Origin of the sequence: Bacillus sp. IBL03825 (assembly GCF_024712505.1) — a bacterium.
GTDB lineage: Bacteria > Bacillota > Bacilli > Bacillales > Bacillaceae_G > Bacillus_A > Bacillus_A wiedmannii.
The window spans coordinates 4,042,749-4,056,512 of sequence record NZ_JAMXKE010000001.1 but is presented as its reverse complement, the minus strand read 5'-3'; the positions used below and the strand labels follow the sequence as shown (position 1 = coordinate 4,056,512).

The window sequence follows — 13,764 nt, the reverse complement described above, 5'->3', positions numbered from 1 at the left end:
TTTTTTAACAAAAATCAAACATTTTTTGTGTACACTTAGAGTAGATATTGTGTATGGAAGGGGAAGAGGACATGATTAAATTATTTGTAAGTGATTTAGATGATACGCTCGTTTACAATGTGAATCATATGCAAAAAGAAGATGAACGTGCACTTTGTTGGTTAGCTGAAAAAGGGACAAATATTTGTTTTGCCTCTGGCCGCTTTACTCATCGAATTGATGAAGTCGTAAATAGGTTTGCATTCCCGTATTACACAACTAGTTTAAATGGAGCAACGATGTTACTGCCGGATGGAAAAATATTTCATGAATCAAGTTTTGAAGATGGGATTGCCCAGGAAATATATCGATATATCCATAAAAAGAGACTAGCAGATATTGTTTGTGCAAATGAGCAACGGTATACAAAAAGAAAGAATGAACATCATCATACTTTTGAAACGTATATGGGCGTGCATATTGCTGAAATAGAAGCATTAGAAGAGGAATTTGGTAAGACTGTACATCCTGCGAAATTGTTTGTTTTTGGGGAAGAAGAGACAATTGCAGCATTAGATCAAGAGTTACGAGATACATTTCAGAGCGAAGCGGAAGTTTTTATGTCGGGTAAACGCTATGTTGACATTATGCCAAGGGGAGTAAGTAAAGGGAGTGCTTTAAGGCGACTAATGGAACATTTACAAATTGAAGCAAATGAAATTGCATGCATTGGCGATTCTTTCAATGATATTTCTATGTTTGAAGTAACTCCGCATTCATTTACTCTACATCATGCTCATCCATATGTGAAGGAGAAGGCAAATCATATTGTTCGTTCGGTCGAAGAAGCTGTTATGAAATTGCCATTACTTGTATAAAAAAAGAAGCTCGTCACTGACGAGCTTCTTTTTACTTGAATAACGATTTAACAAAATCAATGATACTTGAGAAGAAATCTTTAACTTTATCTAGGAAACCTTGCCCTTCTTCAGATCCTAAAAAGGCAGAAACGTGTTCTTTTGCTTTATTTAACTGACTGCCAACTTGATTCCAATCGATATTAAGATTTTTCATTTTATCAAATAGCGCAACTAAGTTATCTAACTGTTCATCCGTTAATGTAATGCCAAGTTGATCCGCAATTTTTTGAATTAATGAACGTAAATCTTCAGTCGTTTTTGGCTGTTCTTTGGCAATTTCTTCTTTAATTTTTGCAACAAGTTGAACTGCTTTTTCTTCACCAATTTTATCGCCGAGCTGGGCTGTTTGCACCATTTCTTCATTGGCTACTTTTTTTACTTCCTCAGGAATTGCTTTGTTCGATGTTGTTTCATAGGCTTTCATTAAACCGGTTAAAGCAGCAGTTCCTGAAACTTTAAATGGTGCAGTAATTTGAATTTCTGCATCTTTCACACCTGCTGTAATAAGTGCGTTTGTGTACATTGCATCTGTTATCGAATTAATGTTTTTTGAACGTACAATGAGACCAGACCCTGGTTTTGTGTATGTAATCATAGAAGAGGAAATTGCTCTCGTACCAATTTGCGCTTTTGGAACAATCCCTTCTAGAAATTTATGTTCTTCCGCATTAGACACAGTAATGATTGTAGCATCCTTTGGTGCTTTCATTTCTTTTAACAGATCTTGTTTTTGTTGTTCAGACAAGTTTTCTCCTAGTGTAACAATTGATTCTCCTTCGATGATGTCTGCAAACGAAGCTGTTGGCATCATAAATACCGTTACAGCCAATAGCAGAGCTAGTAATTTCGTTTTCACGAAAAATCGCTCCCTTTCTCTTTCTAAAATTTTCGGGCAACACAGTTATTATAGTATATATTTCTTATTTGTCACCTAGCTTTTTCCACATTTCGAAAAAGAAGTATCTAGATTGTCGGATTCTTTTTGTTTCTAGTCATGAATGTGGTAATATAGTGCTGAGATAGTTGAAAGGAGACATATACGTATGAAAACTTTAGGATACATATTAATGGAAAATGGTGAAAAAATCGATTTAGAATTTTTCCCAGAAGAGGCACCAAAAACAGTAGAAAACTTTAAAAAACTAGCAGAGCAAGGATTTTATGATGGTGTGACATTCCACCGCGTTATTCCTGGCTTCGTAAGTCAAGGTGGAGATCCAACAGGAACAGGTGCAGGTGGCCCAGGTTACTCTATCCCATGTGAAACTGATGGAAATCCTCATAGACATCTTGTAGGTTCACTTTCTATGGCTCATGCTGGCCGTAATACAGGCGGTAGCCAATTCTTTGTTGTTCATGAGCCACAACCGCATTTAGATGGTGTACATACTGTATTCGGTAAAGCAACAAGCGGTATTGAAACAGTATTAAACATGCGTCAAGGCGATGTAATGAAAGAAGTTAAAGTTTGGGAAGAATAAGTTAATGGGAAAAGAGAGCTATGGCTCTCTTTTTTGTTTTTTTAATAGGAATGGGTATTTCGTTTGCAGTACATGATACAAGTAGTACTATATTGAAGCGAAAATATGGCGCCTATAAGAACAAAATTTTAACAAATTACATAGAATACATTAAATTACATGTTTCAAGAAATATTTTTATTACATTAATTTTGCTAGAATTCATTTGCTCTCAGGTGATGAATATTGAAGTGGTAATGAGCGATGGATGTTTCTTTTTGCTTTCATATAACAGCATTTCTTCTTTAATCTACTTAGAAAAAATAGTACTGAAACATATATTTGACTTTCTTCTTTTCGCTTTGTATGATTATCAAGTTGTTTTAGGCCCTTCTCACTCTGTTGAAAATATTGTAAAATGAATGTGATATGAAAAGAGTGGTTGAGGGGATTAATAGTTTGTAACTTTTGTAAGAAGGGATAAGGGTTATGTTAATTCGTTTTAAAAAAAGTTATGAAAAGATTGCAATGGGGCTTCTTTCATTTATGCCAACTGAAAAAGATGTAAAAACATTACAATTGACTATGAAAGATTATGAAGCAAAGGATGATTGGCAATTGTATTTGTGGAAACAAAACGAAGATTTTGTTGGGATAATGGGGATTGTAAAAAAAGAGAATCAAGTGTTGGAAATTCAGCATTTGAGTGTGAACCCGTCTCACCGTCATATGGGTATTGGGACGAAGATGGTTCAAGAGTTAAAGAGTAAATTTCTTGAGTTTACAATTTGCGGAAATGAGCAAACAGCAAGTTTTTGCAAAAAGTGTAAAGGGCTAGAACAAAATATACATTCGTGAAAGCAGAGATAAGTAGTTTATTATCTCTGCTTTCTTTTTTGTAATTGTTCGTTTCGTTCAGCGATGACCTCTGTTCGATCACGTAATGTGTGCTTATGTATTATATATTCATTAGAAGTAGCATTCACGTCTTTCCAAGGAAGGTTTTGTTTCTGACATAATTCCATGCAGTGCTTTTCTAATGCTGTATCCGATAATGGTAAAAATAACGGTGTAAAACTCTCTTCTTTCTGTATAGATTGCAATCTATCCTGGAGTAAGCATAGAAGTTGTGTCTGATTTATTCCTAAACGTAGTAAAGGTGCACTGTTTATTTCTAAAATCTTTATGGCGCTTTTCATCATTTTCTCTGCGCCATTCCAGTTAGAGCGTCTTTGATGGTATAAAGAAACTGCAATTTGAATAAGACCGACTAAATAATTATCACGATTTTCTCTCGGTTTTGTTTTCCAATATTCTTCCAGTATCTCGTGGCATTCAAAATAATCATAATCTCCGTGAAAATGAATTAAAAATTGGATGTATTCGGTAGGATACATTTTCTTCACCCCTGTTTAACGGTTATAAATACAAGTTTATCATAGAAATATAAACAATAAACGACTAGGGAATTTTCCCTAGCCGTTATTGTTCATATTAGCAGAAGCAAGCTGCCCCTACAATAATTAGTAAAATAAACAATACAACAAGTAATGCGAACCCACCACTAAAACCGCAATCAACGTGACCCATAGTTTTTTGACCTCCTACATTGTTCTTACTACACTGTTATCATATGAAGCGGTGGGCATGATGACATAGGCATAGGTCTATTTTTAATTAAATTTCTTAAAAAGGTTGGATAGAACATGAGTATGCTCTATACTTATGTTGTTATAGAAAAAATGTGGTGGGATGCTTTGTGCAGTATAATTTTAAAGTAGAGGCTTTTGAAGGGCCTTTAGATTTATTGTTACATTTAATACATCGTTATGAAATTGACATATATAATATTCCTGTAGCGGAAATTACAGAGCAATATTTATCTTATGTTCATACGATGAAAGAACTACAATTAGATGTTGCAAGTGAGTATTTAGTAATGGCTGCGACTTTATTACAAATTAAAAGTAAAATGTTGTTGCCGAAACATGAAGAAGATGTACTTGATAACGGTGATGACTTTATAGATGATCCTCGTCAAGAATTGATGGAGAGGTTAATTGAATATAAGAAATATAAGCAAGTTGCTACTGAGCTAAAAGAAAGAGAACAAGAAAGAGCACAGCTATATACACGTCCGCCAATTGATTTTACATCGTTGCAACAAGAAGAGGAGACAAACTTGCCTCTTGATGTTACGTTATATGATATGCTAGCGGCATTTCAAAAATTAATGCGCCGTAAAAAAGCAAAGAAACCTGTAACAACACGTATTACTCGTCAAGAAATACCAATTGAAAAGCGCATGATTGATATTTTAAAACAGTTAGAAATACAAGGTGGTCGTCAAAGTTTTTATGATTTGTTTGTTGATGATGAACGGGAAATAATGGTTGTAACATTTTTAGCGGTTCTTGAGCTTATGAAAAATCAACAAATCATAATTGAACAGGAACATAATTTTGATGAAATTTTCGTATCAAGCTCTACTAAATCTGCATAGAGTTAGTATGGAAAATGGGATGGAAATAATATATCTCATGCTAGGTTTGAATGTATCGTTTGGAACAAGAGAAAAAATATTGAACCGAACGCATTGATTGTGATTCGGTTTTTTGATGTGTATTTTTATGGAGAAAATTGGAGGAAGGAGTTCGTAAAATGGATAGAAGAGAACAGAAATCAATCATTGAAGGGCTTTTATTTGTTTCTGGTGATGAAGGGATTTATCCAGAACAAATAGCGAAAGTGCTTGAAATTGAAGGAAATGAAGTAATCGATATTTTAGAAGAAATGCAAAAAGAATGTGAAGGTGCACACCGCGGTTTGCAAATTGTACAGTATGCAAAAGTATATCGTTTTGCTACAAAGAAAGAACATGCTTCGTACTATCAAAAATTAATAGATATCCCAACAGCTGCTTCACTTTCTCAGGCTGCTTTAGAAACGTTAGCGATTGTGGCATATCGTCAACCTATTACAAGGACTGAAATGGAAGAGATTAGAGGGGTGAAAACCGATAAGGCGTTACAAACGTTAGTTTCACACTTACTTATAAAAGAAATGGGAAGAGCAGAAGGTCCAGGGCGTCCTATTTTATATGGAACAACGAAAGAATTTTTGGATACATTTGGATTGAAAACATTAGATGATTTACCGGCACTTTCTGAAGAGAATGAACAAATGAATGAAGCAGATTTATTCTTTGGTTCTTTACAGGAGATATCGAAATAAAAGCTTAGCATTTTGCTAAGCTTTTTTTGTATATCAATTATATACCGTGCCATACTAATTGAAAAAAGGAGACGAGTTATGAGAAGTATGCGAAGTATTTTATTGTTAGTTTCTGTTTTGTTATGCTTTTCTTTAAATAGTGCATCGGCCAAAAGATATATGATGTCTATTCATACCGCGTCTCCTTTACATATGCAGCGGCAACATTTTGGTAAAATGAAAGTGAGTTTTTTAAAAGTTGGGCAAGGTGATGCGACACTTATTACATTGCCAAATGGACAAACGATGTTAATTGATGGGGGACCTTATGAAGCAGGTGAGGTTATCATTCAAAAACTAATCGAAAAAGGGATTAACCATTTAGATGCTATCGTCAGTACGCATCCTGATATGGATCACATTGGAGGACTCATTCCGATTGTAGAGCAAATGCCGGTAGCACTTATATTAGATAGTGGAAAAACATATAGTTCTTTTACGTATCACACATACCGGAATCATATTAAAAAAAGAGGAATTCCTTTCGTTTCAGTAAAAGAGGGACAATACATACCGCTAGATCCGCATGTTTCCATACAAGTATTAAACAATGGGAAATCAAAAGATGAAAATAATGAATCTTCAATTGTGTTAAAGGTACGATACGGAAAAGCGGATTTTTTACTAATGGGTGATGCTGATGTGCGGACGGAAACTGAAATATTAAAGCAATTTGATGTACATGCAGATGTGTTAAAGGTGGGACATCATGGCTCCTATACTTCAACAAGTGAAATGTTTATAAAGAAAGTAGAACCGCAGTTTGCAATTCTTTCATATGGAAGCAGAAATCCGTATGGACATCCGCATCAAAGTGTAGTGAGACGCTTAAAACAGCATGGTATAATGATATATGGAACAAACAAACGTACAGTAGAAATGGAAACAGACGGCGAGCATATTACAATAGGCTCTAGTGGATTAATGCCATTACTTAAGTGAGTAATATGATAGGGGATATTCTCCCTTTTTGGAAAACTGAATAACATATATTATAATTGCAAGAGACGTACTAAGTTTCCTTTTTGTTAAACAAAGAGGAAATTTCATTCGAATGTATAGACAACTACTCGTGCATATATTAAGATGGAATTAGGCGAATAAGGTAATAATAACAAGTAGGTATTTCATGGGAAAGGATCGATGAAAATGAAAACGCAAGTTGTCATCAATGCCAAAATTTATACAGGTCAAGAAGTAGTGGAAAACGGATTTATTCGTTACGCAGAAACAATTAAAGAAATTGGTTTGATGGCTCAATATGTATCACAAGAAAATGAAGCGGTTTTAGATGCGGCAGGGAAGATTGTGATTCCAGGTATGATTGATGTTCATATTCATGGTGGGTACGATATTGATGCGATGGATGCAAATAGCGATGGATTAGTAACTCTAGGTAAAGAAATGTTAAAAGAAGGAGTTACAACTTACTTTCCAACAACAATGACACAAGCTCCAGAAGCAATCGAAGCGGCACTACATGCTGCGAAGGAAGCGAAAGAAAAAGGAGCACATTTCGAATATATTCACTTAGAAGGACCGTATGTTTCTAAAAAACGTGCAGGTGCACAACCACTTGAACATATTGTTCCTGCGAATATTGAACAATTTAAACAATGGCAGGAAGTAAGCGGGAATCTAATTAAATTAGTAACATATGCACCTGAAGAAGAAGGTGCGTTAGAATTTGAGCAGTATCTTGCTGAAACTGGTGTTGTTGGCACAATGGGGCATACAGATGCAATTGATGCGCAACTAAAAAATAGAAACATTACACATGCAACGCATTTATACAATCAAATGCGTGGATTACATCACCGTGAACCAGGAGTTGTTGGTCATGTGTTATTAAATCCAGATGTAATGGTTGAAGTAATTACAGATGGTATTCATATTGACCCTGATATGGTGAAATTAGCATATAAATTAAAAGGACCGAAAAAAGTAAGTGTTATTACTGACGCAATGCGTGCAAAAGGTCTTGAAGATGGATTATATGAGCTTGGCGGACAGCCAGTACATGTAAAAGATGGTAGTGCTCGATTAGAAGATGGAACGTTAGCTGGCAGTATTCTAAAAATGGATCAAGCTTTCCGAAATGTAATTGAATTTACAGGTTGTTCAATCGAAGATGCAGTACTGATGACATCAGTTAACCAAGCAGAAGAGTTTGGATTAAATCATAAAGGTGCATTAGTGGTAGGAAAAGATGCAGACTTTGTTGTGATGAATGAAGATTTACATGTATATGATACGGTTCGTTTAGGAATTCATATGAAGGAAGGGAAGTAATTAAATGAATATTCTTGTTGTAAAAACTCCAGAAGAACTAGCAGAAGCAGGTTATAAATTAATTGAAGAAGTTGTAAACACAAAAGAAAATCCAACATTAGGAATGGCTACAGGAAGCTCTCCATTAGGTATTTATGCAGAAATGCGAAAAAATAAACTTGATACAAGCCGTGTAACCACTGTAAACTTAGATGAGTACGTAAATTTACCACATGAAGATAAAAACAGCTATCACTATTTCATGCAAGAACAGTTGTTTGATCATCTTCCATTTAAACAAACTTATGTACCAAACGGGATGGCAAGTGATTTAGAGGAAGAGTGCAAACGTTACGAGGGCATTCTAGCTGCTAACCCAGTTGACCTACAGATTCTTGGAATCGGTGAAAACGGTCACATCGGATTTAACGAACCAGGAACACTGTTTAATTCTCCAACAAACATTGTTGAATTAACAGAGTCTACACGCCAAGCAAACCTTCGCTTCTTCGAAAAAGAAGAAGATGTGCCAACTCATGCGATTACAATGGGGATTGGAAGCATTATGAAAGCGAAACAAATTCTACTCGTTGCTATGGGTTCTAAAAAGGCAGAAGCTGTGAAAGAATTATTACAAGGTGAATATAGTGAAGCGTGTCCTGCTACAGTTTTACAACGTCATCCGAATGTAACCGTAATCGCTGATCAAGAAGCTCTATCTTTATGCAGTGAGGCGATTGCTGATGAACATCGACAAGTATTCACCATTTCCGATCTATTATCAGATTCAAGAGTGGGTGAAACAGCTAATTGAGGACGGCGAATGGAAGCCGGGAGATAAAATCCCATCTGAGAATGAACTTTGCGATAAGTTCGAAGTGAGTCGTATGACAATCAGACAGGCGATTAATAATTTAGTGGAACAAGGTTATTTATATCGGAAACGTGGAATCGGTACGTTTGTCCAACTTCCGAAAGTGGAACAAAAATTGCAAGGAATGACGGGATTCACAGAAGATATGATTTCTCGTGGGATGAACCCAAGTAGTCAATTACTTAGTTTCCGCCTAGTTCCAGCTACTGCGAAAATAGCAGACCGGTTGAGAATACAGGAGGGAGAGTCGGTTTATGAAGTGAGGCGTATACGCTTAGCTGATGATGAACCGATTGCTTTTGAGACGACATATTTGTCGCCAGCTCTTGTAAAAGATATTAACGAAGAAATATTGCAACAATCTTTATATGAACATTTAGAGAAAAAACTGGGCTTTAAACTTGTTAGCGCTACTCAATCAATTGAAGCTTCAATTGCAACGGATAATGAAGCTGAACATCTGCATATTCCTAAAAAGGCGCCAGTGCTTGTAATGCGTCAATGGTCATATTCAGAAGGTGAAGTACCGTTAGAGTATGTGAAATGTATTTATCGTGGGGATCGTTATAAGTTTATTACAAACATCGCACGTAACAAATAATATATTTCAGTTTGTGAAGTACAGTTAATGTCAAATTGTTTAACATGTAAAGAAAAAATACGACTCATCCTTATAAGGAGTGAGTCGTATTTTTATTATGAGCAATTACGTGGTTAACAGCATCTTTAACTGTATTTACTACATAGTGAGCGTGTTCTTTTACTGCGTCATCTGCTTGAAACATAGCAAAACTGTGAGGAGTTAAAGAAAACATCGGGATATCATTATAAGAATCCCCTATGCAAGCAACTTCCTCTGGTTGTAGTTGAAACTCTTTTAATAAAACAGAAATAGCAGCCCCTTTACTAATATTAGGTGGCATTACATCTAAACATTGTTCTGCTGAAATGAATGTACTAACTTTTCCGTGGAATTGTTCATCAATTTTTTTCTGAAGGAGTTGTAAGCTTTCCTTTGTTCCACCGACAGAGATTTTATTTGGAAAAATTGTATCATCAATTTTCTGTAATAGACGCGGTTCTTCAACAGAAGTCATCGTTACTTGTTGTTCAAGTTCATGAATAAATGGTGTTTTCTCTTCAATGTAATAATTATGCTCATCACTTACATAACGAAAATAAGGATCTTCATTTGTCATTGCTAACAGATCAGGTAGAATACTCGAATCGAATGTTGCGGATAATAGTTGCTTGTTTTCATGTGTGTACACGAAAACACCATTTACACTAATACGATGGAAATTTGTATTTACAGCTTTCATTAAGTCTGCAATTTCATTATCCAGTCGGCCAGAAGCGAAACAAAGAATAACATTTTGCTCAGCAAGACTACGAAGTGCTACAATATCCTGTTCGTCAATTAACCCTCCGTGTTGCATCATTGTACCATCGATATCACTTACAAACATTTTAATCATGTTGTTATCCCCTTTCTATGTACAGTTGCTCTTACATTATACGCATCATATATAAACATGTCTAAAAAACGAATTTTTATGAAATGGTAGATGTTTTATATTGACGACAAAGAAGAATGTTCTGTAACATAAAAGCAGGCTATTTAAGTACGAGGGTGGTGTTATATGAGTAATTATCTAGAAATTAAAAAAGTTTTAAATAATAATGTCATCATTGCTAGCCATCCTGAACATGAGGAAGTAGTAGTGATCGGTAAAGGAATTGGATTTGGGAAAAAAGCGAAAGACATATTGGAGCAAGAACAAATTGAAAAAATGTTTGTTTTAAAAAATGAACGTGATCGTGAACAATACAAACTGTTAGTGCCGCATGTGAGTGAAAAATTAATCGAATTAATGAATGATATTATGTTCTACATTCAAGAAAAAGCAAAATCACCATTGAATGAACATATTCATATCGCTTTAACAGATCATATTTCTTTTGCGATTAAGCGGTTAAAACAAGGACTTACAATTGATAATCCTTTTTTAGTTGAAACGAAAATGCTCTATCCAGAGGAATATGAAATTGCTGAAGGTGTTGTAGACCTTTTAAATTCTCGTTTGCAAATTACATTGCCAGAAGGAGAAATTGGTTTTATTGCACTCCATATTTACAGTTCACTTACAAATTCAGATTTATCTTCAGTTAATCAAAACTCCCGTCTCATTGCACATCTTGTATCTTTAATTGAGACAAACTTACAAATTACATTAGACCAAGAAAGTATCCACTACTTACGCCTTATTCGTCATTTACAATATGCTATTGAACGGGTGAAAAAAGGGGAGAAAGTAGAGGAATCACAAAGTTTTGCTGATTTATTAAAGGCGGAATATCCCGTCTGTTATAATTTAGCTTGGAAGCTAGTTAAGGTCATGCAAAAAGAATTGCAACTTCCTGTGTATGAAGCAGAGAGCATATATTTAACGATGCACCTGCAGCGCTTAGTGAAAGCAGAGCATGTGTAAAAAGACATATATTTTTGTCTAAAATGAAAACGTTAAAAAAAATCATTGAATCGCTTACAATAGTTATGTATAATAACTATTGCAAAGTTATACAAATTTCGACAAACACATTAAGGTAAGTAACGAAAACGTTTGCCTTAATTATAGTGAACTTATACGTAAACCTATTTTTGACACGTGTTACTGATTCGATCAGGCATGAGTGGAGAAAAGCAAGGAATGTAAGCTAGAGAAAGGGATATACTACCCTTTGTATAGCTATCGTTCTATCTTTTTTTCCTCATGTCTTTTTGGCGTTTGTCGGAAGGTATCAATATAGATAAGAGAGGAAGGGTTTCCATGTTTAAGAAGATCTTTGGTGTTCTTCAAAAAGTCGGAAAAGCGTTAATGCTTCCAGTAGCGATTTTACCGGCAGCAGGTATTTTACTTGGATTTGGTAATGCATTTCAAAATCCACAGTTAACAAATGTTATTCCTGCTTTAAAAGCAGATTGGTTCGTAATGGTAGCAAAAATTATGGAACAATCTGGTGATATTATTTTCGCTAACCTTGCATTATTATTCGCAGTTGGGGTAGCAATTGGTTTAGCTGGTGGAGACGGAGTAGCTGGATTAGCAGCGTTCGTCGGCTACTTAATTATGAACAAAACGATGAGTGTGTTCTTAGAAGTAGATAAGCTAGTGAAAGTAACAAGTTCTGGAGCAGACCCAGTAAAAATTGGATTTACAGATCCAGCATATGCAAACGTATTAGGAATTCCAACGCTACAAACGGGAGTGTTTGGTGGTATTATCGTCGGTATAGTAGCCGCATATTGCTACAATAAATACTTCAACATTGAATTACCATCATACTTAGGTTTCTTCGCAGGTAAGCGTTTCGTACCGATCGCAACTGCAACATTCTCTTTAGTAGTAGGTATAATCATGTGTTTCATTTGGCCATACATTCAAGGTGGCTTAAATACGTTCTCACATCAAATGATTGATGCAAATAGAACATTAGCAGCATTCATATTCGGTTTAATTGAACGTTCATTAATTCCATTTGGATTACATCACATTTTCTATTCACCGTTCTGGTTCGAATTCGGTCAGTATACAAATGCAGCTGGCGAATTAATCCGTGGTGACCAAAAAATCTTTATGGCACAGTTAAAAGACGGTGTAGAAATAACAGCAGGTACATTTACAACTGGTAAGTATCCGTTCATGATGTTCGGTCTTCCAGCAGCAGCATTAGCAATGTACCATGAAGCACGTCCTGAAAATAAAAAATTAGCAGCGGGTATTTTAGGCTCTGCTGCATTAACATCTTTCTTAACAGGTATTACAGAACCACTTGAATTTTCATTCTTATTCGTAGCACCAGTACTGTTCGGAATTCACGCAGTATTCGCTGGTCTATCATTTATGACAATGCAAATTTTAGGTGTTAAAATTGGTATGACATTCTCTGGTGGTTTAATCGACTTTATGTTATTCGGTGTACTACCAGGCCGTACAGCATGGTGGTGGGTAATTATTGTTGGTCTTGTACTAGCAGTTATTTACTACTTCGGATTCCGCTTTGCAATCCGTAAATGGGATTTAAAAACACCTGGTCGTGAAGTAGCAAATGCGAATGACGGCGCAGGTAAAACAGAAGCAGGAGAACTTCCACGTGAAGTATTAGTAGCACTTGGTGGTAAAGAAAACATTGCTTCTTTAGACGCTTGTATTACTCGTTTACGTGTTCAAGTTAACGAACAAAAGAATGTAAACAAAGATCGCTTAAAAGAGCTTGGAGCAGCTGGTGTACTTGAAGTTGGAAATAACATTCAAGCTATTTTTGGACCGAAATCTGACACATTAAAATCACAAATTCATGATATTATGTCAGGTCGTACACCTCATGTTGAAAAAGAAGAGCCTGTAAAGGTAGAAGAAACTCCTAAACAAGTTGATGAAAACGAAACAATCGTATCACCAATTGAAGGGAAAATCTTATCGATTACAGAAGTACCTGATCAAGTATTCTCAGGAAAAATGATGGGAGACGGATTTGCAATCGAGCCAACAGAAGGAACAGTAGTTTCTCCAGTTAACGGTGAGATCGTCAACGTATTCCCTACAAAGCATGCAATTGGTATTCAATCTGAAGGCGGAAAAGAAATTTTAATCCACTTCGGTATTGATACTGTAAAATTAAATGGTGAAGGTTTTGAAGCACTTGTAGCACAAGGCGACAAAGTGAAACAAGGACAACCATTATTAAAAGTAGATCTTGCATTTGTAAAAGAAAATGCACCATCTATCATTACACCAATTGTCTTTACGAATTTACAACAAGGACAACAAGTCGAATTGAAAAAAGATGGAAATGTTAAGAAGGGCGAAAACGCTATTATTGACATTCAGTAGGAATTTGACGCAAAATGTTTATAATTATAATAGGCGATGTGGTTGACCGAACATCGCCTATTATATACAATAGATGATGTAGTACTCACGTC

At 35.5% G+C, this 13,764-nt stretch carries 16 protein-coding genes; 12 read left to right on the top strand and 4 right to left on the bottom strand.

Annotated elements, in window-relative coordinates; all coding sequences use genetic code 11:
- Nucleotides 1–53: 53 nt before the first annotated feature.
- Nucleotides 54–857, top strand: coding sequence for a Cof-type HAD-IIB family hydrolase (locus tag NHG49_RS20650; protein ID WP_064474897.1), 804 nt, complete (start codon nucleotides 54–56; stop codon nucleotides 855–857).
- Nucleotides 858–888: 31 nt separating this feature from the next.
- Here the strand turns inward: NHG49_RS20650 and NHG49_RS20645 are convergent, their stop codons facing one another.
- On the bottom strand, nucleotides 889–1,755 hold the full coding sequence (locus NHG49_RS20645) for a DUF1002 domain-containing protein (protein WP_000850512.1): 867 nt from the start codon (nucleotides 1,753–1,755) through the stop codon (nucleotides 889–891).
- A 187-nt stretch (nucleotides 1,756–1,942) separates the two neighbouring features.
- Between NHG49_RS20645 and NHG49_RS20640 the strand changes: the two genes are divergently transcribed.
- The 3 genes from NHG49_RS20640 to ribT all read left to right on the top strand — a co-directional run bounded on the left by NHG49_RS20640 (nucleotide 1,943) and on the right by ribT (nucleotide 3,217).
- On the top strand, nucleotides 1,943–2,380 hold the full coding sequence (locus NHG49_RS20640) for a peptidylprolyl isomerase (RefSeq protein ID WP_000853785.1): 438 nt from the start codon (nucleotides 1,943–1,945) through the stop codon (nucleotides 2,378–2,380).
- A gap of 218 nt (nucleotides 2,381–2,598) precedes the next feature.
- Nucleotides 2,599–2,781 (top strand): hypothetical protein, encoded by a 183-nt coding sequence (locus tag NHG49_RS20635; protein ID WP_088047338.1) that lies wholly within the window; start codon nucleotides 2,599–2,601, stop codon nucleotides 2,779–2,781.
- Between the two features lie 67 nt (nucleotides 2,782–2,848).
- Nucleotides 2,849–3,217 carry a GNAT family N-acetyltransferase RibT gene (gene ribT / locus NHG49_RS20630; RefSeq protein ID WP_000908397.1) on the top strand — a complete coding sequence of 123 codons (369 nt, stop codon included), beginning with the start codon at nucleotides 2,849–2,851 and terminating at the stop codon, nucleotides 3,215–3,217.
- 20 nt (nucleotides 3,218–3,237) lie between these two features.
- Here the strand turns inward: ribT and NHG49_RS20625 are convergent, their stop codons facing one another.
- A complete protein-coding gene (locus NHG49_RS20625; RefSeq protein WP_000283580.1) occupies nucleotides 3,238–3,756 on the bottom strand; it encodes a DUF309 domain-containing protein in 519 nt (172 codons plus the stop codon).
- A gap of 97 nt (nucleotides 3,757–3,853) precedes the next feature.
- Nucleotides 3,854–3,949 carry a YjcZ family sporulation protein gene (locus tag NHG49_RS20620; protein WP_000510194.1) on the bottom strand — a complete coding sequence of 32 codons (96 nt, stop codon included), beginning with the start codon at nucleotides 3,947–3,949 and terminating at the stop codon, nucleotides 3,854–3,856.
- 169 nt (nucleotides 3,950–4,118) lie between these two features.
- On the opposite strand from NHG49_RS20620, the gene scpA reads away from it, so the two are divergent.
- The 6 genes from scpA (at nucleotide 4,119) to phnF (ending at nucleotide 9,378) form a co-directional block, all read left to right on the top strand.
- On the top strand, nucleotides 4,119–4,862 hold the full coding sequence (scpA, locus tag NHG49_RS20615; RefSeq protein WP_001199757.1) for a segregation/condensation protein A: 744 nt from the start codon (nucleotides 4,119–4,121) through the stop codon (nucleotides 4,860–4,862).
- 158 nt (nucleotides 4,863–5,020) lie between these two features.
- Complete coding sequence (gene scpB / locus NHG49_RS20610) at nucleotides 5,021–5,593, top strand: segregation/condensation protein ScpB (protein ID WP_060488364.1); 573 nt, start codon at nucleotides 5,021–5,023, stop codon at nucleotides 5,591–5,593.
- Between the two features lie 78 nt (nucleotides 5,594–5,671).
- The gene (locus NHG49_RS20605; RefSeq protein WP_064474898.1) at nucleotides 5,672–6,574 is read left to right on the top strand and encodes a ComEC/Rec2 family competence protein; all 903 of its coding nucleotides are present in this window, start codon (nucleotides 5,672–5,674) and stop codon (nucleotides 6,572–6,574) included.
- Between the two features lie 207 nt (nucleotides 6,575–6,781).
- On the top strand, nucleotides 6,782–7,924 hold the full coding sequence (gene nagA / locus NHG49_RS20600; RefSeq protein ID WP_088047339.1) for an N-acetylglucosamine-6-phosphate deacetylase: 1,143 nt from the start codon (nucleotides 6,782–6,784) through the stop codon (nucleotides 7,922–7,924).
- 4 nt (nucleotides 7,925–7,928) lie between these two features.
- A complete protein-coding gene (gene nagB, locus NHG49_RS20595) occupies nucleotides 7,929–8,717 on the top strand; it encodes a glucosamine-6-phosphate deaminase (RefSeq protein WP_064474899.1) in 789 nt (262 codons plus the stop codon).
- On the top strand, nucleotides 8,647–9,378 hold the full coding sequence (gene phnF, locus NHG49_RS20590) for a phosphonate metabolism transcriptional regulator PhnF (protein WP_002194085.1): 732 nt from the start codon (nucleotides 8,647–8,649) through the stop codon (nucleotides 9,376–9,378). Before nagB ends, phnF begins: the two co-directional genes overlap by 71 nt.
- Before the next feature lie 70 nt (nucleotides 9,379–9,448).
- Here the strand turns inward: phnF and NHG49_RS20585 are convergent, their stop codons facing one another.
- Nucleotides 9,449–10,255 carry a Cof-type HAD-IIB family hydrolase gene (locus tag NHG49_RS20585; RefSeq protein WP_064474900.1) on the bottom strand — a complete coding sequence of 269 codons (807 nt, stop codon included), beginning with the start codon at nucleotides 10,253–10,255 and terminating at the stop codon, nucleotides 9,449–9,451.
- A gap of 165 nt (nucleotides 10,256–10,420) precedes the next feature.
- Here NHG49_RS20585 and glcT point away from each other — a divergent pair, with 165 nt between their 5' ends.
- On the top strand, nucleotides 10,421–11,269 hold the full coding sequence (glcT, locus tag NHG49_RS20580) for a glucose PTS transporter transcription antiterminator GlcT (protein WP_048546230.1): 849 nt from the start codon (nucleotides 10,421–10,423) through the stop codon (nucleotides 11,267–11,269).
- Between the two features lie 339 nt (nucleotides 11,270–11,608).
- Complete coding sequence (gene ptsG, locus NHG49_RS20575) at nucleotides 11,609–13,672, top strand: PTS glucose transporter subunit IIABC (RefSeq protein WP_098102737.1); 2,064 nt, start codon at nucleotides 11,609–11,611, stop codon at nucleotides 13,670–13,672.
- The last annotated feature ends 92 nt before the right edge of the window (nucleotides 13,673–13,764 follow it).

Coding starts and splice junctions, on each gene's coding strand:
- NHG49_RS20605 (WP_064474898.1), top strand. CDS start 5,672: ATGAGAAGTATGCGAAGTATTTTATTGTTAGTTTCTGTTTTGTTATGC.
- scpB (WP_060488364.1), top strand. CDS start 5,021: ATGGATAGAAGAGAACAGAAATCAATCATTGAAGGGCTTTTATTTGTT.
- NHG49_RS20620 (WP_000510194.1), bottom strand. CDS start 3,949: ATGGGTCACGTTGATTGCGGTTTTAGTGGTGGGTTCGCATTACTTGTT.
- ptsG (WP_098102737.1), top strand. CDS start 11,609: ATGTTTAAGAAGATCTTTGGTGTTCTTCAAAAAGTCGGAAAAGCGTTA.
- NHG49_RS20640 (WP_000853785.1), top strand. CDS start 1,943: ATGAAAACTTTAGGATACATATTAATGGAAAATGGTGAAAAAATCGAT.
- phnF (WP_002194085.1), top strand. CDS start 8,647: ATGAACATCGACAAGTATTCACCATTTCCGATCTATTATCAGATTCAA.
- nagB (WP_064474899.1), top strand. CDS start 7,929: ATGAATATTCTTGTTGTAAAAACTCCAGAAGAACTAGCAGAAGCAGGT.
- glcT (WP_048546230.1), top strand. CDS start 10,421: ATGAGTAATTATCTAGAAATTAAAAAAGTTTTAAATAATAATGTCATC.
- ribT (WP_000908397.1), top strand. CDS start 2,849: ATGTTAATTCGTTTTAAAAAAAGTTATGAAAAGATTGCAATGGGGCTT.
- NHG49_RS20625 (WP_000283580.1), bottom strand. CDS start 3,756: ATGTATCCTACCGAATACATCCAATTTTTAATTCATTTTCACGGAGAT.
- NHG49_RS20585 (WP_064474900.1), bottom strand. CDS start 10,255: ATGATTAAAATGTTTGTAAGTGATATCGATGGTACAATGATGCAACAC.
- nagA (WP_088047339.1), top strand. CDS start 6,782: ATGAAAACGCAAGTTGTCATCAATGCCAAAATTTATACAGGTCAAGAA.
- NHG49_RS20635 (WP_088047338.1), top strand. CDS start 2,599: ATGAATATTGAAGTGGTAATGAGCGATGGATGTTTCTTTTTGCTTTCA.
- NHG49_RS20650 (WP_064474897.1), top strand. CDS start 54: ATGGAAGGGGAAGAGGACATGATTAAATTATTTGTAAGTGATTTAGAT.